The sequence below is a fragment of the Flammeovirga aprica JL-4 genome, from assembly GCF_012844305.1.
Taxonomy (GTDB): domain Bacteria; phylum Bacteroidota; class Bacteroidia; order Cytophagales; family Flammeovirgaceae; genus Flammeovirga; species Flammeovirga aprica.
In genome coordinates, this window is the sequence record NZ_JABANE010000102.1 from 13,618 (window position 1) to 30,488 (window position 16,871).

A 16,871-nucleotide genomic window follows, 5' to 3' on the forward strand; every position below is an offset into this window, starting at 1 on the left:
GTAGTTGGAGTATCTCACCTCTGCCAACTATGAAATGTTCAATCCAAAGATAATTAAAATAATGAAACCCTTAAAATTGATAGATTACTCTCTAGTAGTAGTATCTATGATGTACAGTTCCTATGTGACATTTTGGTTTGTCAAGGAATATTTTGAAACCACTCCTATCGCCCTTTCTATTTCTATATTTATTGTCTTTCTCTCCCATCATTATACCTTCCAAACCATCACATTTTTTCAAGCGAATAAGTCCATCAATCAGTATGCAATCCTTGCTGTACTGCTCACCTCTATGATCTTTTATGCAGAATGGAATGGACAATTATTACATGTAAAAGATCAGATCGGTTTAAAAAACACTACCGCTATTGATGCACAAATAGCACAAGTACAGGATATGATTCTGGAGAATTCAAAGCACACTGTAAAGGGGAAGACCAATTGGGCCAAGTATCAAACCTTTTTGGATGCCCAGAAAAACCTTCAATTATTAGAGGATAGAAGGGTTGTTCTTTTAGAAGAAATAACCGTTCAGGAATCAGAGGCAGAACAAACGGCTAACTCCTTCCGTGCTTTCTCAGTCTTACTTTTTGTGTTAGCATTCCTTGCTTCATCGGTGCAATTTAAAGGGTATGATATGCCTAAAGTAATTGATCAGAAGACTCAAAAAATTATTGGGTTGATAAAGAATGGAGAGATTAAGAATGCTGATCTATTGGTGAATTACTTTAATCTGACAAAGGAAGAAGCTTTGTTTTTAATGAAGAAACATAGTCCGTCTCAACAGATTGGTTTTTGATAACAGCCTAATATGAATAGATTGTGAGGTCCCAAGTTGGGACCTTTTTTTTTGTTTGGGTGTTGGAAGAAGAATGGTTTGTGTTGTGGTTTTTTAATTGGTTTTTATGGTGGTTCGCAAGCCACAAGGCATTGTGGAGGGCTATACCCTTTCAAATTAATAATTACCTTGATTGAAAGATGTTTTGGAATTACAATACTTTTGATCTTGCGGACTACACCACGAACCATTTTTTCTTCATTCATCATTCTTAATTCTTCATTAAAATAGGTATTATTGAAAACTATGTAAAAGATACTTCAGAGTTTAAAGTGTATAAAAAGGTGCTGGCCGAGGAACTTGAAATAGAGAGAAGAAGTAAATCCTGGCATTGGCTTCTCTGAAGCGATATAAAAAACAAAGGTCCTAACTTGGGACCTTTATTATTTCACGAACTATGACTTAAAAAATCGAATAAACAGATTAAAAAATTATTCCTGATTTATATCCTGTATACATTGAATATTCAATAGTGTAGCATTTCCCTCTATGACGGTCAAACGCTTTTTTCCTTTGAATATTAACTCTTCGCTTTCATCTGAAAGAGAGGAGTAAGCATAAACGTCGTATTGTCCTTGTTTTAATTTTAAAGTAGAAGGAATATCCTGTAAATGGGAAAAGGTGATAACTTCGCTCCTATCCACTACACTTTCTATTTTTATAGCAAATAGATCTGTATTAGTAATGCTTAAATCTGTAGTGAAAAGATCGGGTTCGGCGACTTCAACATGAAAGGAAACGTCTCCAAAATGCTGGGGATTGTTGAAAATATTTTCACATCCTATTAATATCATTGAGATAATTACCAGTAAAGTTTTTAAGCCAAATTTCATTTTAAAAGATAGTTGATGCATTAGCAATTTAATAAATCAAATTACATAATCAGAATGCAATGCTTGTAGCGATATGTAACCAATAAAGAAAGATTAACCTAATAAGTTGAAAAAGAATTGTAACAGCAGAAACATTACATTTATTTTTACAGTTGACAGAAAATAAAACAGCACAATGACCAGAATAAGGTAGATTTGCAGGACCTATTTTATATTCAAATATTACATACTATAAGAAATGGAGAAATGTAATTCTTTGGAAAAGGTAAAACAAAATACTACTATAATTTATTCTAGAGAGAACATTAACGACCACAATTCGATGATGAAAATTCTACTTGTATTCATCCTAGCTTTTATCTCAATGAATGGGTTTGCTCAAACGGCAACATCTGAAATGACAACCCTGAAAAGAGGTGATTATATTGAGCCGATTACGGTGAGGGACTTAAAAAACAATGATCATATCACACCCCTGATCGGGGAAAAAGTGGTAATGATTTTTTACGCCGACCCTGATACTCCAAATGCCAATGAAGATTTTGTCAATAAAGTCAAGCAGTGGAAATTCAATCTGGAGGAATTTAAAGCGTATGGAATTGTTAACCTAAAAGATTCAAAATATCCTAATGGAATCGTTAGATTTATGATTAGGATGATCAGAAAGAGGTCGAAAAGAGAGGCTAGTGCTTTGATTTTAACGGACCCTAAAGGAACTGTAACTAAAGAATGGAATACGGGTGATTGTAATAATAGCATCGGTGTTTTATTGGTAGACAATACAGGTCAAGTACTGTTCTGGAAGGCTGGTGAACTGACTGAAGAGGAAACCGATTTTGTGATTCAACAGATTTGTGATCATACCACCAATTATAAGAAACTAACCGAAGAGGAATTAAAAGAGTTTGATCTGTAGAGGATCAAATGACAAAGGCTATAAAAGCAGTTAAACATTTAAAATTGGATAAAGTTAGATTATTATTTTTTTGACTAATCAAGGCAGAATTGAAAAGCATAGCATAGCTATGTGATGAAATTCTAACGCTGAATAGTCAAAAAAAGAAGATCTAAAACTTCCGATTTTGATTGTATAACTGCTTAAAGAGGATAACTATTTTTTATTGCACTTGAATTTGACTAAAACAAGCAATAGAAATAGGGATCCTCTTTTTGTTTTGCCCTTTTTAAAATAAATACAACTCTCCATATATAAACAAGAAAATGAACATATCTGATAAAGAACAAAAACAGATTATTAAGATTCTGGAAGAAGAAATTGTTCCGGCTGAAGGCTGTACAGAACCAATTGCTATTGCATTTGCCGCATCTAAGGCGGTAGAGGTTTTGGAGCAGAAGCCAGAAATCATTAGAATCTATGTCTCTGGAAACATACTGAAAAATGCCAAAAGTGTGATTGTTCCCAACAGTGGAGGGATGGCAGGTATTGAAGTTGCTGCAGCAATGGGTGCGATGGCGGGTGACGCTTCAAAAGATTTGCTCGTGATTAGTAATGTGACGGAAGAGGATATGCTGGGAGTTCGGGCACTGATTGAAACAGGGAATGTGACGCTGGAAGTAGTGCCGAATAATATTACGCTTTATGTGATGATAGAAGTGCAAAATGGAGAGGAAAAGGCAAGCGTGGAAATCAAGCATACACATACTAATATTACGAAAGTGACGAGAAACGAGGAGGTCTTGATTGATCAGCCTTGTAATGATGTAGATTTCAATTCTTCTCTGACAGATAGAAGTATCTTGACAATTGAGAAGATCGTAGAAATGGCGAACCATATTGATATTGAATTGATCGCTCCCCTATTTGAAAAGGTTTATCAGTTTAATTCAAGAATTGCTGAAGAAGGACTGACACAAAAGTACGGTGTGAATATAGGAGCGTGTATTCAAGAGAATATTAAGAAAGGTATTTACGGAGATGATCAGAGAAACCGTTCTGCAAGTTATGCGGCGGCCGGTAGCGATGCGAGAATGGGGGGCTGTGCTTTGCCTGTAATGACAACGAGTGGCAGTGGAAATCAAGGGATGACGGCTTCACTTCCTGTGATCCGCTACTGTATTGATCAGAACAGAACAAAAGAAGAAATGTATAGAGCGTTGATGGTTTCACATCTTTCTACGGTTCATATTAAAACGAATGTGGGGAGATTGTCTGCTTACTGTGGAGTGATGACTGCATCGGCTGCAGTGAGCGGAGCTTTGGTATATTTAGATGGTGGATGTGTTGATCAAGTTCAAAATGGAATTATCAATACATTGGGTAATGTGTCCGGTGTGATTTGTGATGGTGCAAATGCATCTTGTGCTTCCAAAATAGCATCAGGTATTTATGCGGCTTTTGATGGAGCGATGCTGTCTCAGATTGGAAACGTATTTACAAGCAGTGATGGTATTGTTGATACTTCTTGTGAGGAAACCATTCAAAACGTAGGTACATTAGCACAGCAAGGAATGAAAGGAACAGATATAACTATTTTGGATATTATGACAAAATAGAGCATCTCAATTTATAATTTGATGTTACAAGGCAGTACAGTTTTTATAATTGTACTGCCTTGTTTCGTTTATAAAATACAATGCTTGGTATTACGGTTAAGTTGGTATGTTTAGATTTTAATTCTTTTCAGAGTAATATATAGTGGAAAATAAAAGAAAAAAGATTGAATTACGGTTCATACGGTATATTTAAAATAAAACTCATAGTCTGATGAGAATCGAAAGAATCACAAAAAACATATCACTGTTAAGTATTCAAATCCTTTTTAACCTTAATATATATCGTTTTCAGTGCTAAGAAGACTTTTTCTTTAAATAATAACCTTTAAATACCAACTTAACCGTAAAAATGAAATATACCAAAACTCCGTAAAATCTCAGGAAAAGGTATTTCGTTAACAAAATAGAATGATTTAGTATGCCTATTCACTTAGTGCGTTAACAAAATATACTTCAACCTTTAGTCCTGAGAAAATGAAAATGATATACAGCCTACTCTTCTTACTATTGACCTGCCGACCCATGATATCAATGCCTTTTGATGGTTCAACAGAGATAACTGATTTCAGAATTGAAAATGGTATGATACATTGGACTACATCAAAGGAAATCGACAATAAAGAATTTATTATAGAAGCTTCTGTGGATGGTGAACATTGGACAGCGGTAGATCATCTGGAAGGGAAACAGTATTCTGATATCAATAGAGAATACCGATACCAACTTAAAACACCTTCTGTAACGACTTATTTCAGGTTGCAACGTGAAGATATGGAAGGAAAAACACAGACTTATGAAAAAGTATTGGTGTATGAAGTATTAGGAGAAACACCTTATCTCAATTATGAGGTAGAAGGAAACAACATCAACTTTAAAACCAATGATGGAAATATTTATGTAATGATTCTTGATGCTGCAGGACATGAAGAGTATCAAGGACATACAAAAGACGGTGGACAGTTGTCACTTGAAAGAGGCGTTTATTTTATTAAACTCACTTCGGCACATCAACACCTCTTTAAACAAGTTATTATTAAGTAGTTGCACATTTAAAATTGGGATAAGTTGGATTATTATTTTTAGTCTAATCGAGGCAGAATAGAAGAGCATAGCCGAAGCTAAGTGATGATATTCTAACGAAGAGTAGGCTAAAAAAGAAAATTCAAAACTTCCGATTTTAATTGTACAGCTGCTTAAATAGGAGATTAATGGTTCTTACCCTGACATTATTTATTCGTTAATTTCATTAGCTATAACGATTCTACTATGAACAATGCCACACTTTAAACAGTGTGGTATTTTTTTTAACCTGAAATAGAATAGGTCCAAGATATTTTCTATTTTTGCAATGTGGCGATTATTATGTTTTATTTACATATTTGATTGTTAGACCAAACTTTTTTTACCTGGTTCTTCATCTTAATAATTAAATCAGTATAATTCAGTTCTTATGAATACAATACAGCAGACTTTAATCATCGGTCTTATTAGCTTGCTTTCTATTACAACAACCTTTGCTCAAGAACAGTACAGAGGAGGATTGAGAACAAATGCAAGTACAAAGAAAAAACTCCCCGTGCAATCTGAGGCTTATGCCTTGGTTGTTGCAACAGATCAGTACGATAACTTTGAGGATCTGAACAACCCTATTTATGATGCCAAAGGAGTGGCAGAAGTGCTAAGAAACGATTACGACTTTAAAGTTGACTTATTACTCTCTCCTTCTAAAGAAGAGCTTCTTGATGCTGTAAGAGAGTATCACAATAAGTTGCGTAAAAATGACCGTTTCATGTTATACCTTGCAGGACATGGCGACTACGAGGACAAATACTATGAGGAGGGCTTTTTAATTTTGAAGGAAACAAAAACAAGAGGCATGGACCCAAGTTTGATTTCTTATCTTCCGTTTCATAGACTAAAGGCGTTGACAGAAAATTTACCATCACAGCAAGCATTGGTAGTAGTGGATGTTTGTTTTGGAGGTGCTTTCAATGATAAAATCAATAAAGGCAGAGGCGTAAGCAGCAATCAAGCAAGTATCTCGGCTGAAGACTTTTTACGTTTTCAGTTAGAAGAGAAAAACAGATACGTATTAAGTTCTGGAAGGTTGACAGCCGTGGCTGATGGAAAAAAAGGAGAGCACTCTCCGTTCGCAGGTGCTTTTATCAACTCTTTAAAAGGGCATAAAGGAGACAGTATCGTAACTGCCGGTACGGTGAAGTATGATCTGAAAACATTGCCATCACACCCTATTCTAGGTTCATTCTCTGAATCAGTGGGGAATACAGAATTTGTATTTAAGTCAAAATCATTGGGAACTTCAACAAGCACATTGATGCAGAGAGCGATTGACAAGTATATGAAGTATCAGATGAATCTTTCAAAATACAAGCTTGATGAACCTTTCTTAAGAAAATCGAAAGAGTTAGAGACAATTGCAAAGATCTTTGATGACGCAGCTGTAGATGAGGAAAATATAGAAGCAATGTTCTGGAAACTGATAATGGAAAATCAGCACGACCAAGTGGAAATGACGGACTCTGAGAGAGATTATTTCTCTAAGCTGGTGGTAACGGCATTTCAGCAGGAACAGCAAGAAGGTATTGATACGCACTTATGGCAATTAGCGACCATTCAGGCTTTGGGTATTAGAAACTTTGTTGATGATTCAGAAATATATACAATGTTCCAAAGAGCCATGGGAAAGCATAAAGTAAAAAGCTTCTATTTTGGTGGACACTTTGCCTTAAGACAAGGCCACTTAAGTAAAGCGTATACTTATTTCAAACAAGGAGCAAAAGAGAATGATCCTTTCTGCCAATATGAATTGGGCAAATTGAAATATGAAAACAGAGATAATTGGGAGTTGGATAGATCGAAGGAAGGTTATAGAATTGACTTGGAAAAAGCTAGTGATTCTGGACTTCAAAGAGCTACAGATTATCTATTAATGATGGATTAATATAGATACCAATTCTCCATATATACCAAAACTCCTTAATTTGGACCAATAGTCTGAGTTAAGGAGTTTTGGTATTTATAGACTTATGTAATGATTGAAAAATGATTCTATAATAAAATTTTTCACGTCAAAGTGCTGATAATAAATAGAAGTAGAGCTAATATCCCCTATGTAGGATGAAGCTTTATTACTTTATTTGATGCATTTTTTATCTAAAACTTCTTCAGTATGTTCTCTAGTTTTTTTATAAATACTAAAACTCCGCAATAAGTACGGAGTTTTAGTATATTTTGAGGAGAATAATGATATATACCAACTTAACCGTAATTATTATTTTATTCAGACTATACTTATACTAATTACTTGGATGGAACCATGTTTTTTTTCATTTAAATACTTTCTTCTTGATCATTGAAAAAGTTCCACGTGGAATCATTTTATACAAAAAATCCCCACAGTATATCAGTACTATGGGGATTACGTTTGATCTCAGCGCCACTAATGGAATCTTAAATCATTGCATTCAGCCATATAATGGAGTTGATGATCAGTGCAATTGTACCTCCAATACGTAGGTTCTGTCCTCTTTTCTTACTTTGTGAAATATATAGATTACCAAATGCGTAACCTATTGTCAGAATGCCCAGAGTAGAGACAATAAAGCTTACTCCATATTCTGTTTCATTTAGGAAAGGAGAAGGAACGTGAGGTGTAGAGTAGCCTTGTATAAAGCCTAGTATCACAAGTATCATTGCCACAGTATTTAAAGAAACTTTATTGAGGAAAAAGAGTAATATACCGGGAATGATCAGTGAAATCAGTATTAATTGCTCTACATAGGGTACCAGAAATAAATGATCTGAGGAAACAAAATAACCACAGAAAATACTGCTTAGAAAGACCATTGGTAGGAACCATGGTGTCATGCGGTTTTTCTTTGTGAAAATTACCCCTATTGTAGAGAAAAATAAGAAGTGATTAAAATCTAGAATAAAATGGATAGCTTCTAAATCATTAACTCCGCAGGCGAAAACGTTATTAATTAAAGAAAACGGTGTTAAAATTAATAATAAGAATAAAGTCTTCTTGAATAATTTATAATTATACATAATTTTTTCATTTAAAAAAGGCTGTTTTTCTTTCCTTTAAGTAAGATAAACAACATATAGTAGTAAGTAGAGTGGTCAATTAAAGTTGACCTGTAAAGGCTTAGCGAATTGATGTGGCGTAGCAACGCTTTGAACAATGATTTTCTATTTTATAGATAACCTTTACAGTAAAAAAAAAGTTCATTCAAAATTTACGGTGTCATTTTCTGCTGGATAGATTAACAAATAGTGTAAATACAGTATTAATTTATTATTTGATTTCAATGTAATAATATTTTCAGTATTACGGCTATCAATATTAGATACATACAATACTTTCTCCAATAGATGAAAATTACTGGAATAGGATTATAATAAGAATGAAGATTTAAGAGAATTCAAAGCTTTGCGTTACAAAACCATCTATTCGAGATATGAAACCGTACCCAATTTCGGATTATGTATAATGAGGTTGATATGATAATAACTGCCATAATTGAACTGCTGATGTGTATAGTTGACAATAAAATGACAGTCTCTGTGTATGCCTTTGAAGGTGCCGTTTTTACCTTGACCTTCACGTGTCATGTCCACTTTAAAATAATGTTTGAGTGAAGTGATAAACTTTTGTACTTCAGCTTTGGTCATTAATGTAGGAGTACCGCTTTTTTCGGGTTTAAAAACGACACTGTGTATAAGGCCTTGATTATTTTTGCTGGCTTCAAAGTGACCATAATGTCCGGCAAAAGACATTTTTGTAGTATGTACCCTATCTTCAGGCAAGGTATTCCCGATCACATATCCTTTAAAATTAATTTGAGAAAATGCAGTGATGCTAGTGAATAGTAAGATAATGCAAAGAAATGAGCGTAACATAAATAATTGATAATTAAGAGTAAAACATAATTAACAGGGGGAAGTCGGTTTGTCGCTTTATCTATCAAAAATTTTATGTTTAGATATAATTTACTGAAACCCTATAATGTTTCCAATCTTTGCAGAAAAAAATAAGGTTCAATGTAATATTATGATACATTGAACCTTAGATTATTGATTTTATTGTACTTAAACGTGCTGATCGAGCAGGATTTGATTCCCGTCTGGGTCAGTGATCATTACACTGCCTGGCCCTTCAGTATTCTCATCCACTTCGGTGAGAAGTTCAATGCCTTTCTTTTTAAGCTGTTGCTGAATTTCTCTGACATCATTAAAATTTTCAATGTTGTTGGCGTCTTCATCCCACCCTGGGTTGAAGGTGATGATATTGTTTTCAAACATGCCTTGAAACAGTCCAATATTGGTTTTGCCATTTTTCATGATGTAATAATTCATTTCAGCATTTCCGGCGAAAACACTAAACCCTAGTTTCTCATAAAATGCCTTGGATGTTTGAAGGTCTTTGACTGCAAGACTAAGTGAAAAAGCTCCGAGATTCATAGTAAAATAATAGTTAGATGATGAAAATAAGTTACTCTAAAGCAATTGAAAATAAAAGGTTATTGATAAAAAATTAAAAGCCTTATGTCATCTGTTTTTTATTTCAGAGACATAAGGCTTTTAATTTTAAATGAAGAATGAAGAAAAAACTACATTTTCCACTCAAAAAAGAGTTTACTTACTTCCCCACTCTGAGAACTTCTTAAATTCTTCATCATTTTCTTTGATCCATTCTAATGCTTCCTCATCTGCAGTTAGGGAAATATAATGACTGAAGGAATCGACATGTCCCTTTGTGGATAGGTCATAGAAAACGGGTACATAAAATTCCCACCAGAAACCTTTATTATCTTTTTTCAATTCGCCCAAGATATTGAAGATATTTTTATTCCTCATTGCAAATAGTTCCAAATCACTTTTGTCTTTATTCTCTTCCAGATTTTTAGTGACATTGCTTAAACTTATCATCATTTCAGCCGCAGTAAAATCAGAGTCCATATCGTTCATTGAAATAGAGATATCTATATTGCTTGGTGAAGATTGACTCACTCCTGTGTCCATAAGCTTACGTAGATTTTGATATTCAATGCTTGCTCTTTCTGTATTCGGTTCTAACATTAGGAAATAGTACAAAGGAAGCATAGACTTGATTCGTGAATTTTTCTTAGCCATTACTTTACTTAAGAGCAAATGACTGCTTGGGTGTGCAGAATTGTTGGCAATTGCTTTCAAGAAAAGGCCGTAAGCTTTATCATAATCACCGGTATTATAGCATGTTAAACCGTAATTATAAAACAGTAGGTAATTATCAGATGTTTTTGTCGCTTCTTCATAAACCTTTAAAGCTTTTTTTGGTTTCCCCATCTGATCCAAAGTGTTTCCATAAAGGACATAGGTGTGGACAACATTCTCACCAGGATTGGCAATGATCTTTTTACATAGTTTTATTGTTTTCTTATACTCCTGTAAAGCATTGTGAGAAAACGCCATTTCAAACATGACTAAGTTGGAGTTGGGGTCTGCTTCCAATGCCTTTGAATAGACTTCAATTGCTTTTTTGTAATCCCCTTTGTCGTGATAACTGATCCCTACTCTTACGAGTTCTTCCACATTTAATTCTTGTGCAAAAATGGATGGGGAGTTCATTAAAAGAAATGATACAGTCAGTAGAATATTGAATACTTTCATTCTAAAAATTGTTTAGTTTATTGTTTACTCTAGGTCTCTAAATACACCAATGATAATTTGTGAAAATGTATATAGTTTACTTTTATTAAAGATCTGAAAAAAATGAATATATAATACAGTTTCGAGTATTATAAAGTGTTAAGCACTAGGATAAAGGAAAAAATGAATGTGTTATAATTTGCTTTGGCATTGTATGGCAATGGCCTCTAGTACAATAAATAACTCCATTTACGCTTAACGACATTAATTCCTTGGACATAAATCATTTTTTTGATTAACAACCTTGAACTCTTAAAATTAATCATCAAGGTAATTATGGATTATTATTTATGTCTTACATTTACTTTTAAAAATAATAGATACTTAGTTTTTTTTCAGCAGCCCTTGTTTTTATAGTTTATATTTATAAAATTGCCTTCGTTAATAAAGCTATTGCTATTGTATTTATCTTTGACCAGAACTTGAAAAAACTAACAATAAAGCTACTATTTATTCTCAATGACATTGTTAAAGTAGTTATGAGTTTAAGCTATTCTGGTTACAAACAAACAATTAATTATGTTTAATTTCAACAATCAAACTATTGCTAAGAAGACTCCAAAATTTAAAAATCCTTTGGAGTTATGTGTCAATACTCTTGTTCTTCATATTGATGAGTATATAAAGCAGTTTACTAATAAAGAAGAGAGCAAACCTTCTAAATTTTCTACAGATTTAGCTTTTTATAAAGCATTATTAGAAAAGTTTCCTGAAAGCCATTTTTACGCACTTTCCCAAAAGTTTAATTTAGAAGGTCAAGATATTGCGTTTCTTACTTTTGCATATGCTTGGGAATATTGTGACAATGTATTTAGTACATTTTACAGTGAAGAAAACAACAGTATTCTCCATTATAACTTTAAAGGGAAAAGGTCGTCTAATCAAAAAAAATACATTCCTTATTTGAATGCATTTTTGCAACTCTATTTCCCTGAAAATAGAGAGAGAATGTCCTTCTATTTTATGGACCCTAAGCATCCTTTAATACAACAAAAAATAATTTCTTTTGAATATTTAGATAAAGAAAGTGAAGTATTGGGAAAACTTTTTTCAGTGATGAAACTCTCTGAAAACTTCGCTCACTATTTACATGGAGGATCTTACCCTCCTTTAGATGCAGAAGTTGGTTTTCCTGCTAAATTAACACAATCTAAGCTTGATTTTGATGAAGTAGTCCTTACTGAAGCAACACAAGAGAGTTTATCACCTTTTTTGACATGGGTGAAAATTCATAAAAAAATAAGAGCACAAAAAGATCAACCTTTTTATAAAAAAATCAAAACTAATAAATTATATGTTTTCTCAGGCCCTCCTGGTACAGGTAAGACATTAACAGCTACTACAATCGGGCAAAAGTATGGACTTCAAACTTATGTTTTAGAAATATCTAAAGTAGTGTCTAAATACATTGGTGAGTTTGAAAAATCAATGGAAAGGGTATTTCAGAAGCTTGATGGACAGAATACAATTCTTTTTATTGATGAAGCAGATTCGCTTTTTACGAAAAGAAGTGAAGAGATCTCAGATGCAAAAGATAAATATGCTAATCAAGAAATGTCTTATCTTCTACAAAGAGTTGAGCAATTCGATGGTATTGTGGTATTGGCTACCAATGTAAGAGATATCCGTATGCACTTTGATAAAGCGATGTTGCGACGTGTATCTGAAATCATAGAATTTGGATTCCCGTTAAAAAATGAAAGACTGAAACTTTGGAAAAATGCTATTGCTCCTCCATTTAAGTATGCGACAAGTGTAGTAGAAAATCTAGCAGAGGAGTTTCAGGTGACAGGTGCTAGTATTGTTTCTGCTATGTCAAATGTACTAATTGAGTGCTTTGATCAAGAAATATTTGAAATCCCAAAAGATATAATAGAAAAACATCTTGAAAGAGAATATTATAAAAGAGATTCTCGCTTTGGTATTTGTAGAGATGATGCACCTCCTGCACTATTGGTGGAACAACGACTTGGAAGAACTGCAGTTCACTCAGGTAAGCGTATGTAAGAAAACTAAACAAAATAGCAACAATTATGAAAATACATAGAGCCCAAGAACCAGTATATACTAATTCAGAGCAACAAGATGATGAACCTGAGTTCACACCTGAACAGAAGGAAGAATTTAATAGGCATTTTAATGAAGAAAAAGAAGAATGGTCAGAAGATCTAAAGAAACTTTATCAGGAATTCGAAGGTAATTTACTTGAGAAAGACCGGTTGCAGCAAAGCACATTTTACTACAGAGAGTTGAAAAAAGTAGTGCAAGAGGAGTATAAAATGTTCAGTGATTTAGATATTAGAGCTTCACAATTACTACGTTTATTTACTAAAACGGATTATGAAGCACTTAAAAATGATTTTTACTTATCCCTGAAAATTAAAAATGAATTAAATCAAAAGGAAATAATTGTTGCTATACAAGATTGGACATTTATAAGTGATGAAGAAAAAATAGCTATAGCTCTCGATTTTGATGATGAAATACCTTATTGGTTATTGCTAAAACTTATAAAAAATCGATCTAATATTGATCATATTAAAGAGAAAGGAAAGTCTTTTAAATTCAATAAGGATTTAGAAAAGGATGAGATTGATGCCTTGTTAAAAACACAGCATAATCCTTCCTTAAGAAAAAATAAAACACTACAAGATAAAAAAGACGACAGATGTAATACTGACTTTTTTTTCTCAGAGGTAATTGAACTTCAGGATAAACATAAATTTGAAGAGTTTAGTGGGGCCTCTCCTGAAACATTACTTGGCATAAAAAAAGAAATTAAAGAAAAGCTAAGGCAGAATGGTTTTAACTCTGAAGAAGAATATGAAAACTATATAGAAACTCAAGCGGAGGACTTTTATAAAGAAATATTTCTTCCTTCAACAGTTGAACTTGTTAACGGTTTACTTGACGAAAGTGAAAAACTGATCCTTAAAGAATATGAAAGTGTTATAACTGATAAGGGGAAAAGTATCTATGATACGTTAAAACCACTTCAACAGGAGTTTGAAGAATTAAGAAGTTTAAGAAAAACGAAAACCGGAAAACTGATATTGTTTTGCCTTCTTCATAGTGGAGGAACGTATGGTACATCAATTAATAACCTTGAAAACTTAGATGCTGGTTACAGTGAGGCAAAGAAAAAGGCTGAAGAAGCTCATGATAAAATTAGAAAAACAATAGCGGCCGAACACCCTGTTTTATTGGATACTAAAATTGATCTCTTAGATTTATATGATGATTATGTGAAAGATAGTTATTCATCTTTAGGCCTAAGTAATCACCTCAGGAAGCATCTTGTTGATAGGTTAGAAAATATAGATACGGTTCGCAAAAACATGTTAGATGATCCTGAGGCAGTTTTGTCAATGGATGGTATTATAGAAATAGCGAAACAAAGAGCCAATAATGAATACAACATTTCCTATTTCAATGAATATGTAGATGAAAAAGTTTCGGATGTAAAAATTTATGAACTATGTAGAGATTTAGGATTAGCACTTCTTACAATTGCGTCAGGTATAGCTGCTGTTGGAACTGCAGGACAAGCATCACCACTTTTAGCAGGAAGTTTAGCTTTAGTTTCTACTACTCTTACAGGTGTAGACCTTTATATTACTCACACCGAATATCTTGAAAAGAAAGCGACAGCGAACACTTCAATTGACCCTAAAAGACGATTAAGTAATGATGATCCATGGTTGGGTTGGATATTTATAGCCTATGCAGGTGCTATTTTAGATATTGCGGATGCATTTATACTACTACCAAGAATTTCAAAAGCATTAAGGAGTGGTACAAACCTAACTAACGAGTTAAAGACACTTGGTAAGGTTTTGTATAAGGCAGGAAAAATTGATAATGTCAATGACTTTATCAGAGAAATATTATATAACATACAGAAGCAAAGAACAATATTTAATGACGTATATAGAAATTTATTAAAACAAGACCCTACGGGTGTAAAAGGACTTTTAAACGACTTTAATGAATTTTTTAGCAAACCTCCCGAATTTGCATTAGCAGGAGATATAAATCAACCATGGGCTACAAAAATGAGTTCTTCCCCTTCGGGTGAAGAAATTCATTTTATGAAAATGGTAGGTGAGGCTACCCAAAAATATGAGGCAAATGAAATAATTGATTTCGCAAAAAAGATTGGTGGAGGAATAATTAAAGAAAGGCATTATGACAAACTTAAAGATCTAGTTAAAAACTTTAGTAATAAATCAAGACTGAAGAAAGTATTAAATACTTTAAGTGATGTAGACAAAGAAAAATGTGCCAATCAACTTATTGAGATACTTGACCATGACTTGTTTAATGATAATATTAAAGTTTTTTCAACAATAGCTGAAAAGTATTTAATCAATATCGTAAAAGGAGATGGAGGTTTAGATGCAAATGATATAAAGAAAATCATGAGTCATTTATCAATGTTAGATCAAGACGATATTGTAAAGTACCTGTTAAAGTTTGAAGGGAACGGTATTAAAGGTGTTCAGGCTAAAAAGTTTTTAAGTAATATTGATGATAATATTGGTAAGAAAGAATTAGTAATATTTCTAGAGGAAAGCGAATCAAATGTTAAGCTATTAAAAAGAGTATTAGATCCAAATGATAAATTATATTGTCCTCCATGTGCCGAAGAAATTGGTAAAAGAGGACAAATCAGAGCAAATACTCTTAAAAATATATTAAATGATGATGAGGCTTTTCAAGAGTATATTGATGCACTTGATGCAGGAGGGTATGGTACATTTGATAGAAAAGGTCTTATTGATTTATTCAATGGTGATGTTCAACCTTTTAATATTTTCCAAGCACATCATGTTATGCCTGTTGATTTATTTAAATTTGACGGTTTCAATAAATATTTTAAATATGTTGGGCATGAATCAATGTCCTTCAATGCTGCCAATAAATTAGATAATAGTATTTTTATTGAACAGTATAAAAAGAATAAGAAAGCAAATGATGTTTTAAGAGGTTTTCATGGAAGACATGATGAATATACTAGGGTCATTGGAAAGTATATTGATACAAGGTGGACAGAAGTTTTTACAGAAATTGCAGAAAAGAAAAAAGGGTTGAAAATTGAAGAGATAGAAAAATTAGTTGCTTTAAGACTTGATAAAGAAATTACAAACTTATCATTAGAACTTAAAAAAGCACTAAAAGAATTATCTCTAAAAAATAAAAAAACGCTTACAAGCTTTTCAACTGAAGAGATAGGACCAGTAAAAGTAAATGAGTTATTTCATATAGTGGAAATAGAAGATGGTATAATTATAAAAAAATAAATGATGAAGTTATTTAAGATTATAAGAAAACATGGATATCAATTATGGGATATGATGTACATGGAATATTCAGAAGAAAAGCTGAATTTAAAGCTAGAAGAAAATATTTCTATGAAAAATTTTTGGATAAACCCTGTAATAATTCCAATGGAACTAAGAGGTTCTAATGATGCTGAAGAGGCTGGAGAACCTCCGATTATTCAGGATTATTACGATTGGTCAGCAAATTTAAGTTATGATGTAATGAGTTCTCCTATTGCTAACTTAATTGTCATTTCGGAGAAGATGAGAAATATTCTAGATCAATTTTCACTTCCACCCCATCGATATTATGAAATTGAAGTGTTAAATGTAAATATGAATCAAAAATATTACGTTTTACATACACTTTATCGAAATGAATACATCAACTTCAAAAAGACTCAATTTAAAATAATAGATGAGATTACAAATGAAGAAAAATACCCTTATACAGAAGTAATCAATAATGCAGAAGAATATTATAAATTATTTACAACCAACCCTGACCTAAAGAAAGGTTTAATTGACTTAGTTTTTGCAACTAATTATTATGATATAAAATATGACTTTCTTCCCAACTCACCAAGTTCAGTATATCCAATCATCAGCGAAAATTTAAAAAATGCTTTGGAGGAGGCTAAAATAGAA

General features: G+C 32.8%; 14 protein-coding genes. 8 read left to right on the forward strand and 6 right to left on the reverse strand.

The genetic code is table 11. The features are described from left to right. Nucleotides 1-61 precede the first annotated feature (61 nt). Nucleotides 62-799, forward strand: coding sequence for a hypothetical protein (locus HHU12_RS26375; protein ID WP_169659736.1), 738 nt, complete (start codon nt 62-64; stop codon nt 797-799). A gap of 104 nt (nt 800-903) precedes the next feature. On the opposite strand, the gene HHU12_RS26380 is transcribed toward HHU12_RS26375, so the two are convergent. Both HHU12_RS26380 and HHU12_RS26385 read right to left on the reverse strand, forming a co-directional pair. Further along, nucleotides 904-1,047, reverse strand: a complete 144-nt coding sequence (locus tag HHU12_RS26380; protein ID WP_169659737.1) for a hypothetical protein — start codon at nt 1,045-1,047, stop codon at nt 904-906. Nucleotides 1,048-1,269: 222 nt separating this feature from the next. Then, nucleotides 1,270-1,671, reverse strand: a complete 402-nt coding sequence (locus HHU12_RS26385) for a DUF4493 domain-containing protein (protein ID WP_169659738.1) — start codon at nt 1,669-1,671, stop codon at nt 1,270-1,272. A 322-nt stretch (nt 1,672-1,993) separates the two neighbouring features. Here HHU12_RS26385 and HHU12_RS26390 point away from each other — a divergent pair, with 322 nt between their 5' ends. The 4 genes from HHU12_RS26390 to HHU12_RS26405 all read left to right on the forward strand — a co-directional run bounded on the left by HHU12_RS26390 (nt 1,994) and on the right by HHU12_RS26405 (nt 7,147). After that, nucleotides 1,994-2,587: a YtfJ family protein gene (locus tag HHU12_RS26390; RefSeq protein ID WP_169659739.1), complete on the forward strand. Its 594-nt coding sequence runs from the start codon at nt 1,994-1,996 to the stop codon at nt 2,585-2,587. 305 nt (nt 2,588-2,892) lie between these two features. Next, a complete protein-coding gene (locus tag HHU12_RS26395; RefSeq protein ID WP_169659740.1) occupies nt 2,893-4,185 on the forward strand; it encodes an L-cysteine desulfidase family protein in 1,293 nt (430 codons plus the stop codon). Nucleotides 4,186-4,665: 480 nt separating this feature from the next. Continuing rightward, complete coding sequence (locus HHU12_RS26400; protein WP_169659741.1) at nt 4,666-5,226, forward strand: T9SS type A sorting domain-containing protein; 561 nt, start codon at nt 4,666-4,668, stop codon at nt 5,224-5,226. Between the two features lie 409 nt (nt 5,227-5,635). Continuing rightward, nucleotides 5,636-7,147 (forward strand): caspase family protein, encoded by a 1,512-nt coding sequence (locus tag HHU12_RS26405; protein WP_169659742.1) that lies wholly within the window; start codon nt 5,636-5,638, stop codon nt 7,145-7,147. A 509-nt stretch (nt 7,148-7,656) separates the two neighbouring features. Here the strand turns inward: HHU12_RS26405 and HHU12_RS26410 are convergent. From HHU12_RS26410 to HHU12_RS26425, 4 genes are all read right to left on the reverse strand, one after another. After that, entirely contained in the window at nt 7,657-8,256 is a 600-nt protein-coding gene (locus HHU12_RS26410) for a HupE/UreJ family protein (RefSeq protein WP_169659743.1), read from the reverse strand. Between the two features lie 402 nt (nt 8,257-8,658). Then, nucleotides 8,659-9,111, reverse strand: coding sequence for a hypothetical protein (locus HHU12_RS26415; RefSeq protein ID WP_169659744.1), 453 nt, complete (start codon nt 9,109-9,111; stop codon nt 8,659-8,661). 189 nt (nt 9,112-9,300) lie between these two features. Beyond that, a complete protein-coding gene (locus tag HHU12_RS26420) occupies nt 9,301-9,672 on the reverse strand; it encodes a VOC family protein (RefSeq protein ID WP_169659745.1) in 372 nt (123 codons plus the stop codon). Nucleotides 9,673-9,846: 174 nt separating this feature from the next. After that, complete coding sequence (locus tag HHU12_RS26425; protein ID WP_169659746.1) at nt 9,847-10,860, reverse strand: tetratricopeptide repeat protein; 1,014 nt, start codon at nt 10,858-10,860, stop codon at nt 9,847-9,849. 558 nt (nt 10,861-11,418) lie between these two features. Here HHU12_RS26425 and HHU12_RS26430 point away from each other — a divergent pair. The 3 genes from HHU12_RS26430 to HHU12_RS26440 form a co-directional block, all read left to right on the forward strand. Then, on the forward strand, nt 11,419-12,906 hold the full coding sequence (locus tag HHU12_RS26430; RefSeq protein WP_169659747.1) for an AAA family ATPase: 1,488 nt from the start codon (nt 11,419-11,421) through the stop codon (nt 12,904-12,906). A 26-nt stretch (nt 12,907-12,932) separates the two neighbouring features. Continuing rightward, nucleotides 12,933-16,202 carry a hypothetical protein gene (locus HHU12_RS26435; RefSeq protein WP_169659748.1) on the forward strand — a complete coding sequence of 1,090 codons (3,270 nt, stop codon included), beginning with the start codon at nt 12,933-12,935 and terminating at the stop codon, nt 16,200-16,202. Further along, a partial coding sequence (locus tag HHU12_RS26440; protein WP_205959998.1) for a hypothetical protein occupies nt 16,203-16,871 on the forward strand: 669 nt, incomplete at its 3' end. It lies immediately after the preceding gene.